Origin of the sequence: Nonlabens sp. (assembly GCF_051251825.1) — a bacterium.
Classification (GTDB): domain Bacteria; phylum Bacteroidota; class Bacteroidia; order Flavobacteriales; family Flavobacteriaceae; genus Nonlabens.
Map to the genome: position 1 here is coordinate 1 of NZ_JBPOGG010000020.1, position 16,091 is coordinate 16,091.

General features: G+C 30.9%; 18 protein-coding genes. 1 reads left to right on the plus strand and 17 read right to left on the minus strand.

The annotated features are described in order from the left end of the window. The 6 genes from ACSHWW_RS13685 to ACSHWW_RS13710 form a co-directional block, all read right to left on the minus strand. The coding region (locus tag ACSHWW_RS13685) for a BfmA/BtgA family mobilization protein (RefSeq protein WP_435683031.1) at positions 1-194 on the minus strand (194 nt) is incomplete at its 3' end. Positions 195-373: 179 nt separating this feature from the next. Beyond that, positions 374-1,276 (minus strand): toprim domain-containing protein, encoded by a 903-nt coding sequence (locus ACSHWW_RS13690; protein WP_435683032.1) that lies wholly within the window; start codon positions 1,274-1,276, stop codon positions 374-376. A gap of 223 nt (positions 1,277-1,499) precedes the next feature. Further along, on the minus strand, positions 1,500-2,654 hold the full coding sequence (locus tag ACSHWW_RS13695) for a VapE domain-containing protein (RefSeq protein WP_435683033.1): 1,155 nt from the start codon (positions 2,652-2,654) through the stop codon (positions 1,500-1,502). A gap of 108 nt (positions 2,655-2,762) precedes the next feature. Beyond that, positions 2,763-3,038, minus strand: coding sequence for a helix-turn-helix domain-containing protein (locus ACSHWW_RS13700; protein WP_435683034.1), 276 nt, complete (start codon positions 3,036-3,038; stop codon positions 2,763-2,765). 259 nt (positions 3,039-3,297) lie between these two features. Next, positions 3,298-4,131: a hypothetical protein gene (locus ACSHWW_RS13705; protein ID WP_435683035.1), complete on the minus strand. Its 834-nt coding sequence runs from the start codon at positions 4,129-4,131 to the stop codon at positions 3,298-3,300. A 3-nt stretch (positions 4,132-4,134) separates the two neighbouring features. Continuing rightward, positions 4,135-5,463: a tyrosine-type recombinase/integrase gene (locus ACSHWW_RS13710; RefSeq protein WP_435683036.1), complete on the minus strand. Its 1,329-nt coding sequence runs from the start codon at positions 5,461-5,463 to the stop codon at positions 4,135-4,137. Positions 5,464-5,916: 453 nt separating this feature from the next. Here ACSHWW_RS13710 and ACSHWW_RS13715 point away from each other — a divergent pair, with 453 nt between their 5' ends. After that, positions 5,917-6,093: an Arm DNA-binding domain-containing protein gene (locus ACSHWW_RS13715; RefSeq protein ID WP_435683046.1), complete on the plus strand. Its 177-nt coding sequence runs from the start codon at positions 5,917-5,919 to the stop codon at positions 6,091-6,093. Between the two features lie 122 nt (positions 6,094-6,215). Here the strand turns inward: ACSHWW_RS13715 and ACSHWW_RS13720 are convergent, their stop codons facing one another. The 11 genes from ACSHWW_RS13720 to ACSHWW_RS13770 all read right to left on the minus strand — a co-directional run. Further along, a complete protein-coding gene (locus tag ACSHWW_RS13720) occupies positions 6,216-6,590 on the minus strand; it encodes a DUF6326 family protein (protein WP_435683037.1) in 375 nt (124 codons plus the stop codon). A gap of 7 nt (positions 6,591-6,597) precedes the next feature. Continuing rightward, a complete protein-coding gene (locus ACSHWW_RS13725) occupies positions 6,598-7,221 on the minus strand; it encodes a hypothetical protein (RefSeq protein ID WP_435683038.1) in 624 nt (207 codons plus the stop codon). Between the two features lie 84 nt (positions 7,222-7,305). Beyond that, entirely contained in the window at positions 7,306-7,887 is a 582-nt protein-coding gene (locus tag ACSHWW_RS13730) for a Crp/Fnr family transcriptional regulator (protein WP_435683039.1), read from the minus strand. Positions 7,888-8,123: 236 nt separating this feature from the next. Continuing rightward, the gene (locus tag ACSHWW_RS13735; protein ID WP_435683040.1) at positions 8,124-9,332 is read right to left on the minus strand and encodes a hypothetical protein; all 1,209 of its coding nucleotides are present in this window, start codon (positions 9,330-9,332) and stop codon (positions 8,124-8,126) included. A gap of 30 nt (positions 9,333-9,362) precedes the next feature. After that, positions 9,363-10,847, minus strand: coding sequence for a serine hydrolase (locus ACSHWW_RS13740; protein WP_435683041.1), 1,485 nt, complete (start codon positions 10,845-10,847; stop codon positions 9,363-9,365). A gap of 519 nt (positions 10,848-11,366) precedes the next feature. After that, the gene (locus ACSHWW_RS13745) at positions 11,367-12,338 is read right to left on the minus strand and encodes a hypothetical protein (RefSeq protein WP_435683042.1); all 972 of its coding nucleotides are present in this window, start codon (positions 12,336-12,338) and stop codon (positions 11,367-11,369) included. Between the two features lie 19 nt (positions 12,339-12,357). Further along, entirely contained in the window at positions 12,358-13,887 is a 1,530-nt protein-coding gene (locus tag ACSHWW_RS13750) for an amidohydrolase family protein (RefSeq protein ID WP_435683043.1), read from the minus strand. A 264-nt stretch (positions 13,888-14,151) separates the two neighbouring features. Then, entirely contained in the window at positions 14,152-14,469 is a 318-nt protein-coding gene (locus ACSHWW_RS13755; protein WP_435683047.1) for a hypothetical protein, read from the minus strand. Further along, entirely contained in the window at positions 14,370-14,639 is a 270-nt protein-coding gene (locus tag ACSHWW_RS13760; RefSeq protein ID WP_435683044.1) for a CPBP family glutamic-type intramembrane protease, read from the minus strand. Before ACSHWW_RS13760 ends, ACSHWW_RS13755 begins: the two co-directional genes overlap by 100 nt. Beyond that, positions 14,590-14,895 carry a hypothetical protein gene (locus ACSHWW_RS13765; protein WP_435683048.1) on the minus strand — a complete coding sequence of 102 codons (306 nt, stop codon included), beginning with the start codon at positions 14,893-14,895 and terminating at the stop codon, positions 14,590-14,592. The genes ACSHWW_RS13760 and ACSHWW_RS13765 overlap by 50 nt, the downstream gene beginning before the upstream one ends. 692 nt (positions 14,896-15,587) lie before the next feature. Further along, positions 15,588-16,091 (minus strand): carbamoyltransferase C-terminal domain-containing protein (locus tag ACSHWW_RS13770; RefSeq protein WP_435683045.1); only part of this gene is annotated, 504 nt, incomplete at its 5' end.

Below are 16,091 nucleotides of genomic sequence, written 5' to 3' on the forward strand. Positions count from 1 at the left end.
ACCATTCGTTTATCCAATTCTTTTAATGCCCTTGCTGGGCTTTCATTTTTTGACTCTTGAGGATTGATTCCTGTTTTCTTGAAATATGTAATCATCTCCTCAACTAACTTATAATAGCTAAGTCCTAAAGCTTCACTAAGTTTCTTTAGCTCTCGATGATGATAAACAGAGATGAGTATGCTTTTTTTTGACATTTTACATTTTTTTAAACTGAAAATCAGTGTGTTATGTGTTTTTTTATAGTTTTAATATAGTTATATATATTATCTCGTTCTCGGTAAACCCAATGGTGGTAGGGGCTGAGCCTCGCAGAGCAAGTAGAATTTAGGGGGTGTTGCCCCTATACTACTTGCTGATACTTTCAGTATTCACATTAATCTGGTTTATTGAATCTTTCTCTATTCATTAAAAATTCATTTAAGTCTTTATAGTTTTTATAATCGGTACTGCAATCTTTAAAGTTGTTTTTACAAAAATCTTTTAAGATTTGAGTAGCTTTTATCCCCGAATTATCATTATCAAAAAAGCTATTTACATTTTGGTACGATGAGAATTTTGGTAATGTTTTTTCTATTAAAGCTGTAGAGTTAGTAATAATAAAATCTTGGCTTTGTGTGTCTGGACTGATTGTTAAATACGATAAGAAATCTGAGAATGATTCAAAGGTATTAACAGTGTTTGAGCTGTTAATTATAGTGCTTACGGCTTTGGAACCAACACAACCTTTAAAGTATTTATTACGAATTTCATATCCTTTTTTGTCATTTGATAATGCAATAGCATAATAAGACTTTATGTCATTGTCATTTTGTAATGTTATATGAAAGTGTGAATGTTTGTCTGTACTTTTATATGAATGATGTATTTCTTGACAATAACGTTTTGCTATCGCAACATTAATTTTCCTATAATTTAAATAGCTTATTAAACCAGGTTTTTGAATTTCACATATTTTTTGAATATTAAAAGTCGGTTCAAGATTATTAATGGGAAAAGGTTGCTGGTGAAAAGAAAAAGATTTTTGACTTAATAATGCTAACCCTTCGCTTATTGAACAGTTATAGAATCTAGTTATGAGGTCAATTACCTTACCGCCAATATTTTCCCCGTGATCATACCATACATTCTTCTTGGTACAGACTAAAAATGAAGGAGTCTGTTCTTTCCGAAACGGGCTTAAGAAGCTTACCCGATTACCACGATGTATTCGTGGATGGATATTAAAGTTCTCTAATATGTCTACAATACTTAATTTATTAGCTGTATTACAATTCATGTTTTTATTAATTTAATTAAAATGGAATTTTAGCTTACCTAGTTACCTGTTTCTTGTAACTATCTATTTATGAGTCTACTAATTAGTAAAGTAGGTTTTTGTATAGGTTACCTGGGTTACCTTTCTAATTCACTTTAGATAAGTATTATTTTTAGTTACCTACCTGTTTAAATATCAATGATTCAGTAAATTATAAGAGATTAGGTAACTAGGTAACTATTTTCTACTTAAAGCTAGGCTTAGCATTGTATCCGTAAACCTGCCTTTTTGAATGTTTATACCTTTTGTAACCATGTTTTTTAAGTGATGAGCCTATTTTTTGCACACAAACCTTAATTCCCAATGTTGCCAACTCTTTTACAATATCGTTGGCAGTTCTAAAGAGATTATTGTCATCACATTGATTATAATATTGTAGCAAGGATTCGTTTTCGAGACTCTGAACCATAAATTTTTCATTTCTTTTCTCGTTAATCTGAACATCTTCATTACTAAGATCAGATTTAAAATCTGGTACGTTTTTATATATGTTGTATGCTTGAGTCCAGAAATTATTGATGTCAAATTCCTCACTATAATTGAAATTAATTTTACCTATCACTTCAAATGCGATCCATCGAACATTACCGGTGGGGTCAGTTAAGAACTCAGCATTATTGGTACTGGCCATAAAACTACAGGTTCTATAAAGTAGGGTGGATTTATCGGCGTAGGGTAGACGTTCATTAACAGTTATTTGGGAGATTATTGATTTGATTGAATTAATATCATATTTACCTAGAATGTCTAGTTCTTCAATGTTAATCATCCATGCTTTGCACAATTTTATTCTATCATCCTTTTTTACTCCAATATTTTCATAGTAGTACTGTCTCAAATGATTAGGACAAAAGTTTGCTAAATAGGTTGACTTCCCCGCATTTTGGTCTCCATTGGCTAGTATTATACAGTGTTTATTTATCTGTCCATTTAAGTGAATCGTTTTTATAGCTCGAACTGCCCATTTTTTTAAATGGTAGTAATATAAATTGTCATCATCGGTCTTGACGTAACTTGCATACTGTTTTATATAATCGATTCCATCCCACTTTGGTAAATTTTCAAAATAGTTCACTAGAGGATTGTAATGAGGGATAAAATGACTCTTCAAATATGTTTTTATTACTTGTGAGCTGGTGGTAATATTTTCACGATTTAAATGAATTAATAGTGAGGATTTATTGAAATGAAACATCTCACCATTCCTTTTGTCAAAGATTTCGTACTCTAGGGCAATTTCATTGAACTTAATTTTGTAATACTTTTTGAATTCTGTATGTATTCTATCATAAACAGATTCTTTCTTGTCTGATTGGTCATAGGCATGTAATTCTTCCATGTAGACTATTAGGTTGAAGAGTAAAATGCATATCTTTACATAGTACTCTGTGAAACGAGTGATTAAAAATTATAAAGGCGTTCAATTTGCGGAAATTGAACGCCTTCCTTATTTTGAAAATGACTTCATACTATTAAAGACATCTTCTTTTCGAAAATAGATACGACTATGAAGACGGTGATAAGGAAGTCCTTTTTTCATCCAATCTGTTAGAGTAACTAAAGAAATATCTAGCTCGTCTGCCATTTCTTTTTTAGTTAATAAACTTTCTTCCTTTTTAGGGTCGGAACTCAAATTTCGCTTCTCTTTTAAGATTGTTTTAAGTTCGTTTCTTACGGCTTCTCTTATACACTGAACCAGTGCGCTTGAATCAAATAATTCCATAATTTACTTGGTTTTATAAAGTGATGATAAATGATATCTATGATAGTGGCCAACTATCTTTTACCTTGTAAGGATGAGGCAAACTTAGGATGGAAAAGCGAGGTGTTTGAACGAAAATTAGTTTTCCGTCAAATTAAAAAGAAGTTTAAATATTAGATTAAAAAACTAAGCAACCCAAAATAATAGGCTTTTAGTAATATTCATCAAAATAGGCTGTGGAAGTAGTAAGCGAATTATATTATAAATCCATGTAGGATGATTAACGTTCTTTTTTTGACGAAATATCAATTTTACATTGGCGACTGTTCATAGGAAGTGGTCGTTCTCTTACAATATAATTTTCAACTCTTGAAATTTCAATTTCTTCTCCCTCTTCGGAAAAATTATTAGTTATTACTTTGATCCAAGTGCTATTTGAATGTGTAACAAATATTTTTTCTGATAATTCAGCATTATCGTCAGATTGTTTCGGTTTTGCTGCTTCTTTCAATTTCGTTATTAAGTTGATAAATGTGCCAAAGTTTTCACTTTTAATGTCTATTTTCTTTTTTGGAGGAACAGCTACAGTTCGATAGGTTTTTTCAAGGTCCTTATAATCACTTCTTGATTTTGCTAACTCTTCATTTAAACTTTGAATTTCTCTTTTCATGGAAACCATTTTATCATGGCCGTCCTCTATAATTTTACGAATATTCTTGATATCATCTTTTTCACTAAATGTGACTCCCCATTTGTCTTTAGATTTCATCATTTTCAAAAAGTCATCATAATCGTTAATTATCTTTTCTGATCTTGCTTTCTTTTTTATGGACATATCAGAAGAATTATTCTTAAACTCTTTTGTCCTGTATTTAGTTACTAATTTATACAATTTGGAAAAGTATATTTTTTCTTCAGCGTTTTGACAAGTTTTTATATAATAGTTTAAATGATAATTATACAATTTGGGGTATTCGTCTATATTAATTGTTCTTATTTTATTCAAGAAAAAACCATCTAAATGAGTTGGCGATTGCCTAAATAGTCTGCCTAAATCAAATTTGTTTGGCTTAAAATCAAAACTCTTTCTCTTTTTAAAAAAATATCCTTCCATTGCCTAAGATTTATTTAGTGCATTTATTAGTGAATCCATACTTGCAGAATTATATTTCATCAATGTTCGGATGTCTGAATGCTGTGTTATCATCTGAACAAGAGGTAGTGGAATGTTTTTTGCGATTAAAATCGTAACTGCTGTCCTTCTGCCCATATGACTGCTCATAAATTTACATTTAGCTTTCTCAATCACAATTTCTTCTTTACCTCGATATCTTATTATCCTGACTGTAGTATTAATTTCTGCCAGTGCGCCTACCTCTTTTAAATAAGTGTTGAATTTTTGATTTGATATTTTAGGGAGATCAAAATTGTATTTTTCTAGGATCCTTAATCCGTTAGCTATATAACCATTAAAAGGCACGACCACCTGCTTTTTAGTTTTATGAGATATAAAATCCCACTTATTATCTCGGAAATCAGATTTAGAAAAGCGTTTAACGTCTGAAAAGCGTTGACCACTATAAATCATGAACAGGAATAGGTCTCTAACTCTCTCATAGGAAGGATGATTAGTTAAATCTAATGCTTCCAATTGAGTAATCTCACTTTCATTAAGTACTACTATTTCATTATAGGCTTTCTTTTTAAAGAGAGATTTATGCTGTTCGAAATTGTAAGGATGTATGTTATTCCCATTTTCACTGCACCATTTTAAAAATACACGGAGAGTAGATATATATTTATAAATAGTGTCATTTAATAGGCCTCGATTTTTATTTTTAGGGTTATTCTTTTGACTTAAAAAGTTTTCAAATTCGATATAGAAATTTTTATTAAAATCCAATAAGGATAGTTCTTTTCGTTCTAATTTTTGAAATTCGTCAAGAGCTTTAAAAACCGTTTTATATTCCTGCATTGTCCCATCAGTTACATAACGCCTTTTATGATTTTTAAATTCGGTAATTAAGGATTTGACTTTTGAACCACCGACAACTAATAAATCTTCATCTACCGTTTTCACTAGGATATTCTTATAATCATTTTTAGAAAGAAACTTATTCTTTTCAAAGGCTAAGTAGGCTTCTTTAATAATTTGTGAGGATAGTTGGTCTAATTCAACATTAAGCTCAAAAGCTCCGGGTGTGGCAGACCTGATTCTACCTTTGTTGAAATCCCAATCTTTAGGTAATATCTTAATAGAAGTTCTATATTTTAACCTAGTATTCTTGTCAGGTGAAAAAAATATATAAACGGAGGTTGGTTTTGGATTGTAAAATTTAGTTGCTAATCTCTTTTTCTTTTCACTAGCACGTTTTTTCTCTTTGGTAATAGTTTTATTATCAAATTCAGGATGGTAAGGTCTGTCAAGGTAAAAGTTGCATCTCATAATTCTATTACTTTGCGGACATATTGCGGACAAAATATCTTAACATTAATAGATATTACCCTTGCTAAGTTATACAAATATAATTATAAAATGCTACTATACAGTAGTTAATGTAGTTAGTTTGAGATAAATGAGATTAAATGAAATCAATAGGTTCAAATCCTGTCATCCCGACTATTTAACATATCAATTGTTACCAAAATCCTGTTAATCGTATGATTAACAGGATTTTGCGTTTTTTAAGGAATCAAATGAAATGATTTAATCCGTCAACAAAAGTCAACAAATCGGATAACAAAACGGATTTAACATTTGTGTTGACCTAATTGTTAAAATCGCCTTTTCGGTTCGGTAATAAAATGTATCTTTATAAGTGATTTGGCTTTCGTCTGATAACAAACTGTTGTTAACTTAAAGACGAAACAAATGAAAACATCCTCAACCTTCAGTATTATGTTCTGGGCGGACTTCGCCAGGGCAAATGACAATCAAGCATCACTCTATGCTAGAATAACCGTAAACGGAAAACGATCTACCATCAGTCTAAAACGAAAGGTTTTGATATCCAATTGGGACGCCCATCGAAATAGAGCTCGTAGTTTTCGGAATTTTGATTGCCATACAGATTAATAGTTAGAGTCAAGATAAGCAAATGATATATTTAAAGTTAAACATTTATTCGCCCTATTTTCTCTAGTTTTATTCTGTCCAGTTTATCGGGAGGAGGTCAAGTTCAGTTTACCCCCTTTCATTTACGTTCCTTTTATATTACCATCCCATTTCCATGCAGTACGAATTATTAAAATCAAAATAATAACTTCTATACTGACACAAATAATATAATGAGGAAGTAAGCTGCCGCCACCAATTACAAACAATAAGGTTATCAGACTAGCAATTATATTTATAATTCTATTGGTTTTATACTTCAATGATTTAGAAAAAAATATCATCAATACTGGTATATTTAAAAGAATAGCTGCAATTCCCATTGTCGTTTTAACTTCCCCCAAAATATCAAGCGTATTCTTATTTACTAATTCCACTATAATTGAAAGAATATCAGCAATTATGATATTGAGTATCACTAAAAGCCATAAGATCGATAGTTTAATCCTTGTATTCATATTTTAATTAGTAAAAGTTATATCCAAAATGCAATCCAGGCTCACCCAAAAAGAATTTTGGCCATTTATTGTCCATTTGTTCAAATGATTCTGGCATTTTGGAATGATAAGGGCGATGTGTTATGGCTATTGAGGGTTCAATAAAAAATTTACCTTTAAATAATTTTATATGATAGCCTGCCCTATAAGTATTGAAGACTTGAAAACCATTATCGATTTTTTTATTATCATCATCAATGAAATTTTGCCATGCGAACATCACATGAACGCCTGTGTATAAGCTTTTCCACCAAAAATGTTGATATGCAATTGCAAATCCTTTTTCTTTAATATAACCTGGGAAATTTTCTAATGGGTCATTCTTTGGCTTTCCGTAGGGTATTCCAAGGGGTTCAAAATACCTCCACGTTTTAAGCTCTAACGAAACCGCATCTCTGCCCGTAATACGGTAACCAATATTGAGTTGTACAAAATCAGGCTTTTCGTCAGGTAATAAATTGCCTAACATTGCAAAAGTACTGCCAACAAAACATTTTTTATATGTTATGTCTTGTTTAGCATACTGAGCATTAAGTTGAGAGCTGGCTGATGAAATAATTATAAAACCAAGTAGTAAAATTATATTTTGCATATATTCAATTGTTTGTCATTGAAATACTGCAAAACTATAATACCAATAAGCTAAAAAACGTTCACCTAAGTTAAAAAGCGAAGGTTAGTTCTTATTTTTTTTAATGATTCTTGTTCTCAGTCTACTTAACGATTGAGGCTTAATCCCTAAGTAACTTGCCAATTGATGTTGAGGCACTCGTTGTATTAAATCAGGTCTTTTTTCTAACAATTTTAAGTAGCGTTGTTCTGGTGAAGATGTCTTAAAGCCATCAAAGTTTATCTGTTCTTTTGCTAAAAGTTCTTCTGATAATATTCTGCAAAGTGATTCAAATTTTGGGAATTTTTGAAAAATTTCAGCTTCCATATCTGGGTTTGAAGTTGTAATTATGGAATCTTCTGTTGTGGCAATATAATATTCTGACGGTTCTTTATTTATGACACAATTTGGGGTGATTCCCTCCATTTCTGTATAAAATGCTGTAGTTTTTTCTTCGCCTTTAATTATATAGTATGTTCTTATACAGCCTTTTAAAACAAAATAGCTTTCTTTTGATTTTTGACCTTCTTTAAGTAATATTGTTCCTTTGTTTATCTGTCTGAAGATATCTAAATCTAAAATTGCTTGTTTTTCTTCATTGTTTAGACTTATATATTTAGAAATAAAGTTAAAAAGTGTTTCTTCCAAAATCTGTTTTACTTGTTAGATATGTAACCATTAACGGTTAATTTTAAACGAGTAAAATTAAGAAAAATATTATATCTATTTTTAGTTAGTTTTATGTGTTATTTGTACTTTCCAAATAGCCCGGATTCTCTACTTTTGACCGGTACATAAAATGGGAGGAGGTCAAATCAATGAAGTTTTAGAATACTAAGCAGTTCTATCTAGGGGAAGCTTACAAACGGTTACCGGTGTTGTGTCTAGTTTTTCATTTCTCTTTTTATATAGCTATCAAAATCTTTCTTCTCGATTCCAAGTTTTACTTTTAGAAAGGTAAAGTAAGCATCATTTGAGCCTGACTTATGAAATTCTTTTACATTACCACCTTCTATTTGAAGAGCTTCCAAAAAACCTTTTACACCATATTTTTCATAAACTTTTTTCATTAGAAATCCACCAATTACATATCTAAAATCAGTGAAATGTTCTCCATTAGGAATTTGTTTCAATTTGTCAATATCAGAGAGGTCATAGGTTGGGTTTTGTTTTAAAAATTCTTTTAGCTTATTTAGGTGCCATTCTAAGGATTCTCCTCCACTACCTCCATAATATGTAGCTATTCCTTCTCCTATCCAAAAATGATAATCTTTTGGAACTAAATCATAAGTATATAAATGGACTAACTCGTGAGGATAATATTCTGAATTATTACCTGCATAAATAAGCTTATTATGAATACTAGCAACCCCACCAGTTTGTGCAGGCTGATACATTTTATTCATATATTCATATCCCCAAATGTCTACAATATCACGAGCATTATTTGCTACGAAATAATCAAATTCCATAGGTTCAACATTGAATTCATTAGCCAAGAAAATATTGAATTCATTCATTTTTTTAGATTTCTCTAGGTCAAATTTGTGAGATGGATGAACATAATAATTAATATTCCCTATTTTATGATGCTCTAAAACATTCATGTAGTATTCAGCACTACTAATTAATAAATACTTTTCGCCAAACTTTTTAGCATAAACGGAAGTTATTGTGTCTAAATGTATTTCTCCCTTTTTGTCTATATGGGTAAATGCACTTTTAAGGGCGTAATAATTTTTTTCAGCTGGAAAAACCCCAATAATCTTACATTGCACCTTATGCTCCCGAGAGTCCAAATTTTGAACCCCAACTGCCCATAAATATTCATCGGGTATTTTCATATTGTCAAATGACCAAAATGGCGATTGATTGTCTTGAAACTCACCTTCTTTTAGATAGCTTTCCCATAATCTAATTATTTCTTTTTCAGGTTGGTCTGCAGCGTTCGCAACTTCACTACCCATAAAGAAATTTAAATTAGATTCTAATTTTTCTGCTTCATTCTGAGAATAACAGATGTTAAAAGTTAAGATTAATGTTAAATAAATTATTTTTTTCATATCGGCTTTAACTGGACCAGGGCTTTTCATAAGACACGTTGTTGCCCGTAGTTTATATTCTTACATTTCTTTAGTGAACTCAACAGGATTCGATTGTAAGTTTATAATAAATGATGAAATTTCTCCGCTGTTATTTGTTTTAAAATTTATAGCAAATTCAGGATTCATTACCTGCGAAATTTCTCTTTTTGGTTTCATTACAAATACGTTATAATAAAGGTGTTCTAAAAAGAATTCATGTCTTGGATACGAAGCAAGTAAATTCCCGTTTTTAATTGCAATTTCAATGGTTCCATAACCCTTATTTGAATAAAAACCTATGAATGATGATAAGCTATGTGACGGCTTCTTTTCTGGGTTTACATCTTTATTTATTTCACTGGGCATATAGATATCGATAACGCTTACAGGATAGTCTTTTAAATCAGTTTTTTGCAAACCTAACATTCTGTTTTTTATAACATCTGCTATAATGTATGGTAATATTGAATTGGTTTGATTGGTTAAAACTGTAATACCTAATTTTTCAAAAGGGTAGGTTAAAATTAATGTGCTAAACCCAGAGGTGTTTCCTCCGTGATAGACTTTGTATTTTCCACTGCTAGATTCCATTCTCCATCCTAGTCCATCACCAAATAGAAATGCGTTTTCTTCATTTTCATTAGGTCTAATATTGTGGATAGTTGTTGCATTTTGAACAAATTTTTTAGGTAAAATGTTTTCTCCATTAAACTTACCTTTGTTTAACCAGGTCATCATCCAATTTGCCAAATCTTTTGAAGTACTTCTTACACCACCTGCAGGTTTGTAGTTGTAATAGTTTTCATAAAGTACTTTTTTGGTTTTACCATTAGACAAGCCGTAACCAAATGAGAAATTATTTGTTTCTTTCATACTCTCTAAATCCGTGTATGTATTTACCATCCGTAAAGGAATAAATATTTTTTCGGCTAGGTTTTCTTGCCAAGATTTATCTGTAACTTCTTCTATAATAGAACCTGCAACAGTATATCCCATATTGCTATAAATCCAACTGTCTTTTACATTACCTTCAGGTTTGATATATTTTAGCTTTGGGATAACCTCAAGCGAACTTTTTTCAGGGAAAAGAACAAGTGTTCCGTTAAGGTCTCCTAAACCACTTCTGTGAGATAGTAAATCCTCAATGGTAATTAGATTATCCATATCAGAATTATAGAATTCAATTTTTGGTATATGTAAACTCGGTTTATCTTTTAAGGAAATCTTGTTTTCAAAATCCAATATTCCTATAAGTGAAGCCGTAAATGCTTTGGAACAAGATGCAATAGGGAAAACTGTATTTTCGTTTACGGGTAATTTTTTTTCTAAATCTCTATATCCAAAACCTTTAGAATAAATTATTTCATTGTTTTTTACGACCGAAACTGATAACCCAACCGCTTTGTATGAATTAAGTAAAGTTTCTATTTCTTGGTCAATTCCGTTTAAGCGATTTTCAATTTCTTGTCCAAAAGCTGGTTTTGTGATTAGGAAGAGGAAAAGTATTAAAATTGTTTTTTTCATTATTTTCTGGTTGTTCTTTGTTTTGCGAAATTACTGGCAACTATGTGATATATCGGATAGTATTAATTTAGGTCTTATTTTATTTTTGTATGCTCTATATCTTTGTTCTGTGAGTTTACATGTGAAACATTAATTAGAAATGCAAGAAATAGACTTAGTTTTTCATTGATTGATGACATTTGTTTATACCGTTTTATTTTTTTTCAACAGTACTAAATCTTCCTTTTTAAAATATCGATTTTCGGTATAACTTTGCTCACAATATTTTAAATATTTTTTACCTATTCTTTTCTTTATATCATTTTCCAATGCAGTTTTAGCTATGAAAAAATTGAATGTAAGCTTATACTCTGGCAATCTTTCTTTACATTTCTATCTATTAAAAACCTTATTAGAATAGTTTCGTTTTGTTCTGATTTTCTCTTTACAGCCAAAAAACAAAAGAAGAATGATTAATAAGGTTGTGTATTTAATTGATTTTTATTAGGTATTTAAAAAGTTGATATTGGCGGTAGTTTATTATTTCGCTTGCTTCTGAATCCAATCTATTAGTTCATCTTTATCTATCTCATTCCAAGTCGTCTGAGTATTCCTTTTTTGTGATGGATTATCTTCTGTTTGTAAAACTATTAAATCAGCATTTTCATTACCTGCAAGTTTTAATTCAGCTAAAAAACCAACAAAATCTGTAGAATTGTTTTCATACAAGGTTCTAAGATATTTTGTTAGCCTATATTTTATTGCAGGTTCTATATAAGCTCTTATAGCATATTTTTTGTAAACCTTGATATTTTCATTTTTTTCGTCAAAGTGGCTATACGGTGAGAAGCTGTGGTATCTTTCGGGCGAAGTTTTTGGCGTTCCGTATAAATGTGCTTCCAGCATATAATTTATAAATTTTGCTTCCCATAAGTCATTTCGGTTGATTCTAATTTCACGCGTATGTTGATACCATTTTCTTGTCCAATCTAAGGTAAAATTACAAATAACTATGCCTTTAATGTTAAGTCTAAAATCATCATTAGCATCATTCTTGAATTTAATATATTGCATAGCCCTATGTCCTACCAAACTAGCTCCTAAAAAGAAAATATTTTCCTTAGGTAAATTATGTTTTGAAAAGACTTCTTGAATTAGCTTATGTGTAGAAAGCATAGAGGCATTAGAAAAGAAAAAGTCAAAAGGTATTTCAGTTGAAACTGACAACACCGCAAAACCCTTTTCAGATGCTTGATTATAAATTTGTTTAGAGCTCTTATTCTTTTGGTCAAACCCTGAATCTTCAAGAAAAATGAGTACACCTTCGATTGTTTTATCTGCAGGAAGCATTAACGTATAACCTTTCTGAATGAGAGGCATGAAATCATTATCTCCTGTTCCGATTCTTATGCTATCATTTTTCAATGGGGCATAATTTTCTATTATTTTTTGGGAAAATCCGTTTAAAGAAATCATTAAAAATGTGACACATATCAGATGTACGGTTTTCATATATTGGATATAAATTAGATTAATTAATAAGCTCTTCAATACTTATTTTTCTGCTTTTATTATTGGCATCTTTTACGGCTTGTAAAATTTTATCCAATGCTGTTCTGTCAAGAAACTTACCATTGATAGTTACAGCATTAATAGTTTTGGTGTTTTCAATATTTTCTAAAGGATTTTTCTTCAAAAGAACCAAATCTGCTCTTTGTCCTTTCAGTATTTTCCCCGAATTGCTGTGCATCCATTCGGCAGGTGCTACAGTAGCTGCATAAAGAGTCTGACTTTCTGTTAATCCACACTTGTTAAGTGATGCTAACTCATCATGTAAAGAGAAACCTGCAATTACCCCTGCGGTATTGGAATCTGTACCAGCTGTAATGGTAATTCCGTTTTTTACCAAAGCCTTGGTCATTATGTGAATGGCTTCTATATAAGTTTTCCAAAATAGTTTACTTCTTTTGATTTGCTCAGGGTTATTCTTAATCTCCATATTCTCGTATCTATTATCTCCAGGCAACCATCCTTTCGCTAATTTAGATCCTTCTATCTGACCTGGATTTTGGTATTCTAATTCAATGGTTTTAAGAAAATTCACTAGTTCGAAATTTTGTTTGGGAATGCTTTCCATTAACCAAATAGTTGAAGAAACTACGATATCTGCTTTCTTTAATTTAAAGGCTATTTGGTCTGAATTTTTTTTAAGATATATTAGGTATTCTTCTGTGTTGTCTGACGACATGCCTCCAAAATCTCGCATTGTAGCCTTGATTATTTCCTCAACATGTGCCAACTGAGATTGTCCTGATGAGTAAACTTCCTCCAAGCTCACATCTGGTGGTAAATGACCAATTAGAGGAATGTTTTGCTTTTTAGCTTCGTCTGTTATTGCAAAATATACTTCTTTACTAGGGTTATAGGATTTAATAGCATCGTATCCTTGTATTTTAAAATTTATAACTGCTTTTCTTGCTTGAGTTGACGTATTATATTTTTTAGTATCACCAAGCAAAGTTTTAAATTTTTGTAGGATACCTTTTTTTGAACTGATGCCGCCAGCAGCTATGTATATTTTAGGACTAAGAACATCTTCATTAGCTTCTTTACGCCATTTCAGTAAACTATTATCTTGTTCTGAATTATGATTAGCAATATGTGTAACACCATTAGCTAAATAAAGTAAAAGGTCATTCTTACTTTTATGAAGATGGGTATGACTATCAATTAATCCAGGGATTAGATATTGTCCACTACCATCGATTATATTGTATTCATTTGCTGTGGAAATGTCCTTTGAGATATTCACAATTATCCCATTTTTTATTAATACAGTCAAACTGTCTAACATTGTTGTACAATCTGGTGATAAGACACTTACGTTGGTAATTGCTATTGAAGATTGCTGTGGATTAAATACTGAGGAATCTACAACCTCCGTATTACCCCCCATATGTCGATTAATTTGGGACTTAACCACTAAACAAGATAATATGCTAAGCGTAATCAAAGCTAAAATTATGCCTACTGTCCAATTTTTGATTGATGAATATTTCATGTGTTTATTTTTATTGTTTTTTAACGGTCACATGGAACATCCATATAATCATTTCTTTGGGTCTAAAATCTAGATATGGATGTTTCATGTTATAATGCGTTTTTTTATGGTTTTGTAATCAATGCCAATTCAGGTCTTAAATCAACCTTGTATATATATGATATTGAGTGACTTGAGCAAAATAAGAGAAAACAGAGAAAAAAAATAGAACCTTAATTCATTACTTACATTTGTTTCATTAGAATTCATAAAATCTTTTTTTAATTATGCTACAATTTTATTTTGCTTTTCCCATTTCTTAAAAATCACAAACCACAAAGCATCAGATACGCTCAAAACAACTAACTTTTCATTCCAACTAATTCCGTTTTTTATTAGAGCATTAAACATTATAATTTGAATAATCAAATGAAAACAGGAACTTGCCAATATTGACTTTGTCGATTCTGCAACTTGACCAATTCCCCAACTTCCAAAAATCATCATACAAAAAAGAAAACATTCTCTCCAATCGTCGCTTTTGTTAAGAAAGACAAATGCCATAAGAACCATAAAAAACCAATAAACAAATAGTTTTGCCAAGATTTTAATGTCTTTAATTCTTCTTGTAAATAACCTCTCCACCCATATTCCTCCATTATACAATATAGCAATGTCCCAACTATAGTAATAAACCCAAATAAACGAGAGTTAATTGTAAAATCATTTTCTACTCCAATTATTGTTAAAATAACAATGGGAATAACACCCATTAAGAGGCTTTTTGATTTTGAAGTACCGAAGAGTTATTTCAATTTCCCTCTTTCCTTTTAACAATAAAATAGATATAAGAGCACCTATAACAACGCCACTACCTTCAAGAAGAAGAGATGAGAAGATAAAAACCCAAGTTGGTAATTGTTGTAATTCTGTTTTGAGATTAAAAATATCAAACCTAAAAATATTTGATAATGTTATTGCTATCAGTGAAAATAGTACTATTCGTTTCCGGTTAGCTTCTTTTTTCATTCTTTGCCTATTGTTTGATGAGGATACAAAAAACAACAGAGAACTACTATATTACGATTAATATCTGTCGAGTTGTTATTTATAGTTGATGGGTTGTCCACATTTAATGTTATGTCAGCCATGGTCATTAAATTGTTATTTACTTACTAAATTAGTTTAGCCATAAAACTAGAATAAAACTGAATAGAAAACGTTCACTTAAGTTAAGAAAAGTGAATATCTTAGATTAGTGTTTTTTACTGGGTGTTTTTTCTAACAGCTTCTTTCCTGAAAATATTTTGCGACGTTTACACTTCGGCAATATTGTATGAATACACTCTACCTCAAATTTTTCAATAGCTGTTATTCACTTAATAAAACTTATTGACATTGATAAATGAAAGAGATATGATAGAAATTTAACAAACTGTTATAAATTATAAAATAGATTGCATTTTAGACAGGTTTGAAAGTCCATAAATTATATATTTGCACCATCAGAAAGTAAAGCATTTTACTTCGAGTTCATTTATCATATCGTTAACAAATCGGATAACAGTTGTTTTTAAAAAAAATGTAACTGATTGATATATAGATTATTGTGAGACTGGGTTAAAGCCCTGTCATCCCGACTAATCACTTTTAATGTGGTTCCAAAGCACTGTTAACTATTTAGTTTACAGTGCTTTTTGTTTTGTTGTATTCGTTTAATATCAACTATTTCGCTTGCTCAATAGATAATTACCTATTGCCAAGTAGTCCAATCCTGTAGAATAAAAACACCGTAACGCATCTTTTGGGGATTCTACAACAGGTTCACCCTGAATATTGAAGCTTGTGTTTAGCACAACGGGAATTCCGGTTCTTTCTCCCAGTTTTTGTATTACTTCATGATATCTGGGATGCAATTCTTTCTTTACCGTTTGTAATCGTGCACTACCATCAACATGTGTAATGGCGGGAATTAGACGTTGTTTGTCTTCCAAAACATTACAAATTTTCAGCATAAAGGGAGCTTCTACTTCTAAATCAAAAAAATCCTTATAGGATTCTACAAGAGCAGAGGGTGCAAAGGGCCTATAGGCTTCCCTAAATTTCACTTCGGCATTGATTTTATCTTTCATTTGCGGAAAGGCAGGGTTTGCTAAAATACTTCGGCTGCCCAGTGCTCTGGGACCAATCTCCATAGGACCTTGAAACCATCCTATAATATTTCC

What these genes read in the sequence shown, in the direction of transcription:
- ACSHWW_RS13690 (WP_435683032.1), bottom strand. Translation starts at nt 1,276, where the DNA reads ATGAATTGTAATACAGCTAATAAATTAAGTATTGTAGACATATTAGAG.
- ACSHWW_RS13695 (WP_435683033.1), bottom strand. Translation starts at nt 2,654, where the DNA reads ATGGAAGAATTACATGCCTATGACCAATCAGACAAGAAAGAATCTGTT.
- ACSHWW_RS13700 (WP_435683034.1), bottom strand. Translation starts at nt 3,038, where the DNA reads ATGGAATTATTTGATTCAAGCGCACTGGTTCAGTGTATAAGAGAAGCC.
- ACSHWW_RS13705 (WP_435683035.1), bottom strand. Translation starts at nt 4,131, where the DNA reads ATGGAAGGATATTTTTTTAAAAAGAGAAAGAGTTTTGATTTTAAGCCA.
- ACSHWW_RS13710 (WP_435683036.1), bottom strand. Translation starts at nt 5,463, where the DNA reads ATGAGATGCAACTTTTACCTTGACAGACCTTACCATCCTGAATTTGAT.
- ACSHWW_RS13715 (WP_435683046.1), top strand. Translation starts at nt 5,917, where the DNA reads ATGTTCTGGGCGGACTTCGCCAGGGCAAATGACAATCAAGCATCACTC.
- ACSHWW_RS13720 (WP_435683037.1), bottom strand. Translation starts at nt 6,590, where the DNA reads ATGAATACAAGGATTAAACTATCGATCTTATGGCTTTTAGTGATACTC.
- ACSHWW_RS13725 (WP_435683038.1), bottom strand. Translation starts at nt 7,221, where the DNA reads ATGCAAAATATAATTTTACTACTTGGTTTTATAATTATTTCATCAGCC.
- ACSHWW_RS13735 (WP_435683040.1), bottom strand. Translation starts at nt 9,332, where the DNA reads ATGAAAAGCCCTGGTCCAGTTAAAGCCGATATGAAAAAAATAATTTAT.
- ACSHWW_RS13740 (WP_435683041.1), bottom strand. Translation starts at nt 10,847, where the DNA reads ATGAAAAAAACAATTTTAATACTTTTCCTCTTCCTAATCACAAAACCA.
- ACSHWW_RS13745 (WP_435683042.1), bottom strand. Translation starts at nt 12,338, where the DNA reads ATGAAAACCGTACATCTGATATGTGTCACATTTTTAATGATTTCTTTA.
- ACSHWW_RS13750 (WP_435683043.1), bottom strand. Translation starts at nt 13,887, where the DNA reads ATGAAATATTCATCAATCAAAAATTGGACAGTAGGCATAATTTTAGCT.
- ACSHWW_RS13760 (WP_435683044.1), bottom strand. Translation starts at nt 14,639, where the DNA reads ATGGGTGTTATTCCCATTGTTATTTTAACAATAATTGGAGTAGAAAAT.
- ACSHWW_RS13765 (WP_435683048.1), bottom strand. Translation starts at nt 14,895, where the DNA reads ATGAAAAAAGAAGCTAACCGGAAACGAATAGTACTATTTTCACTGATA.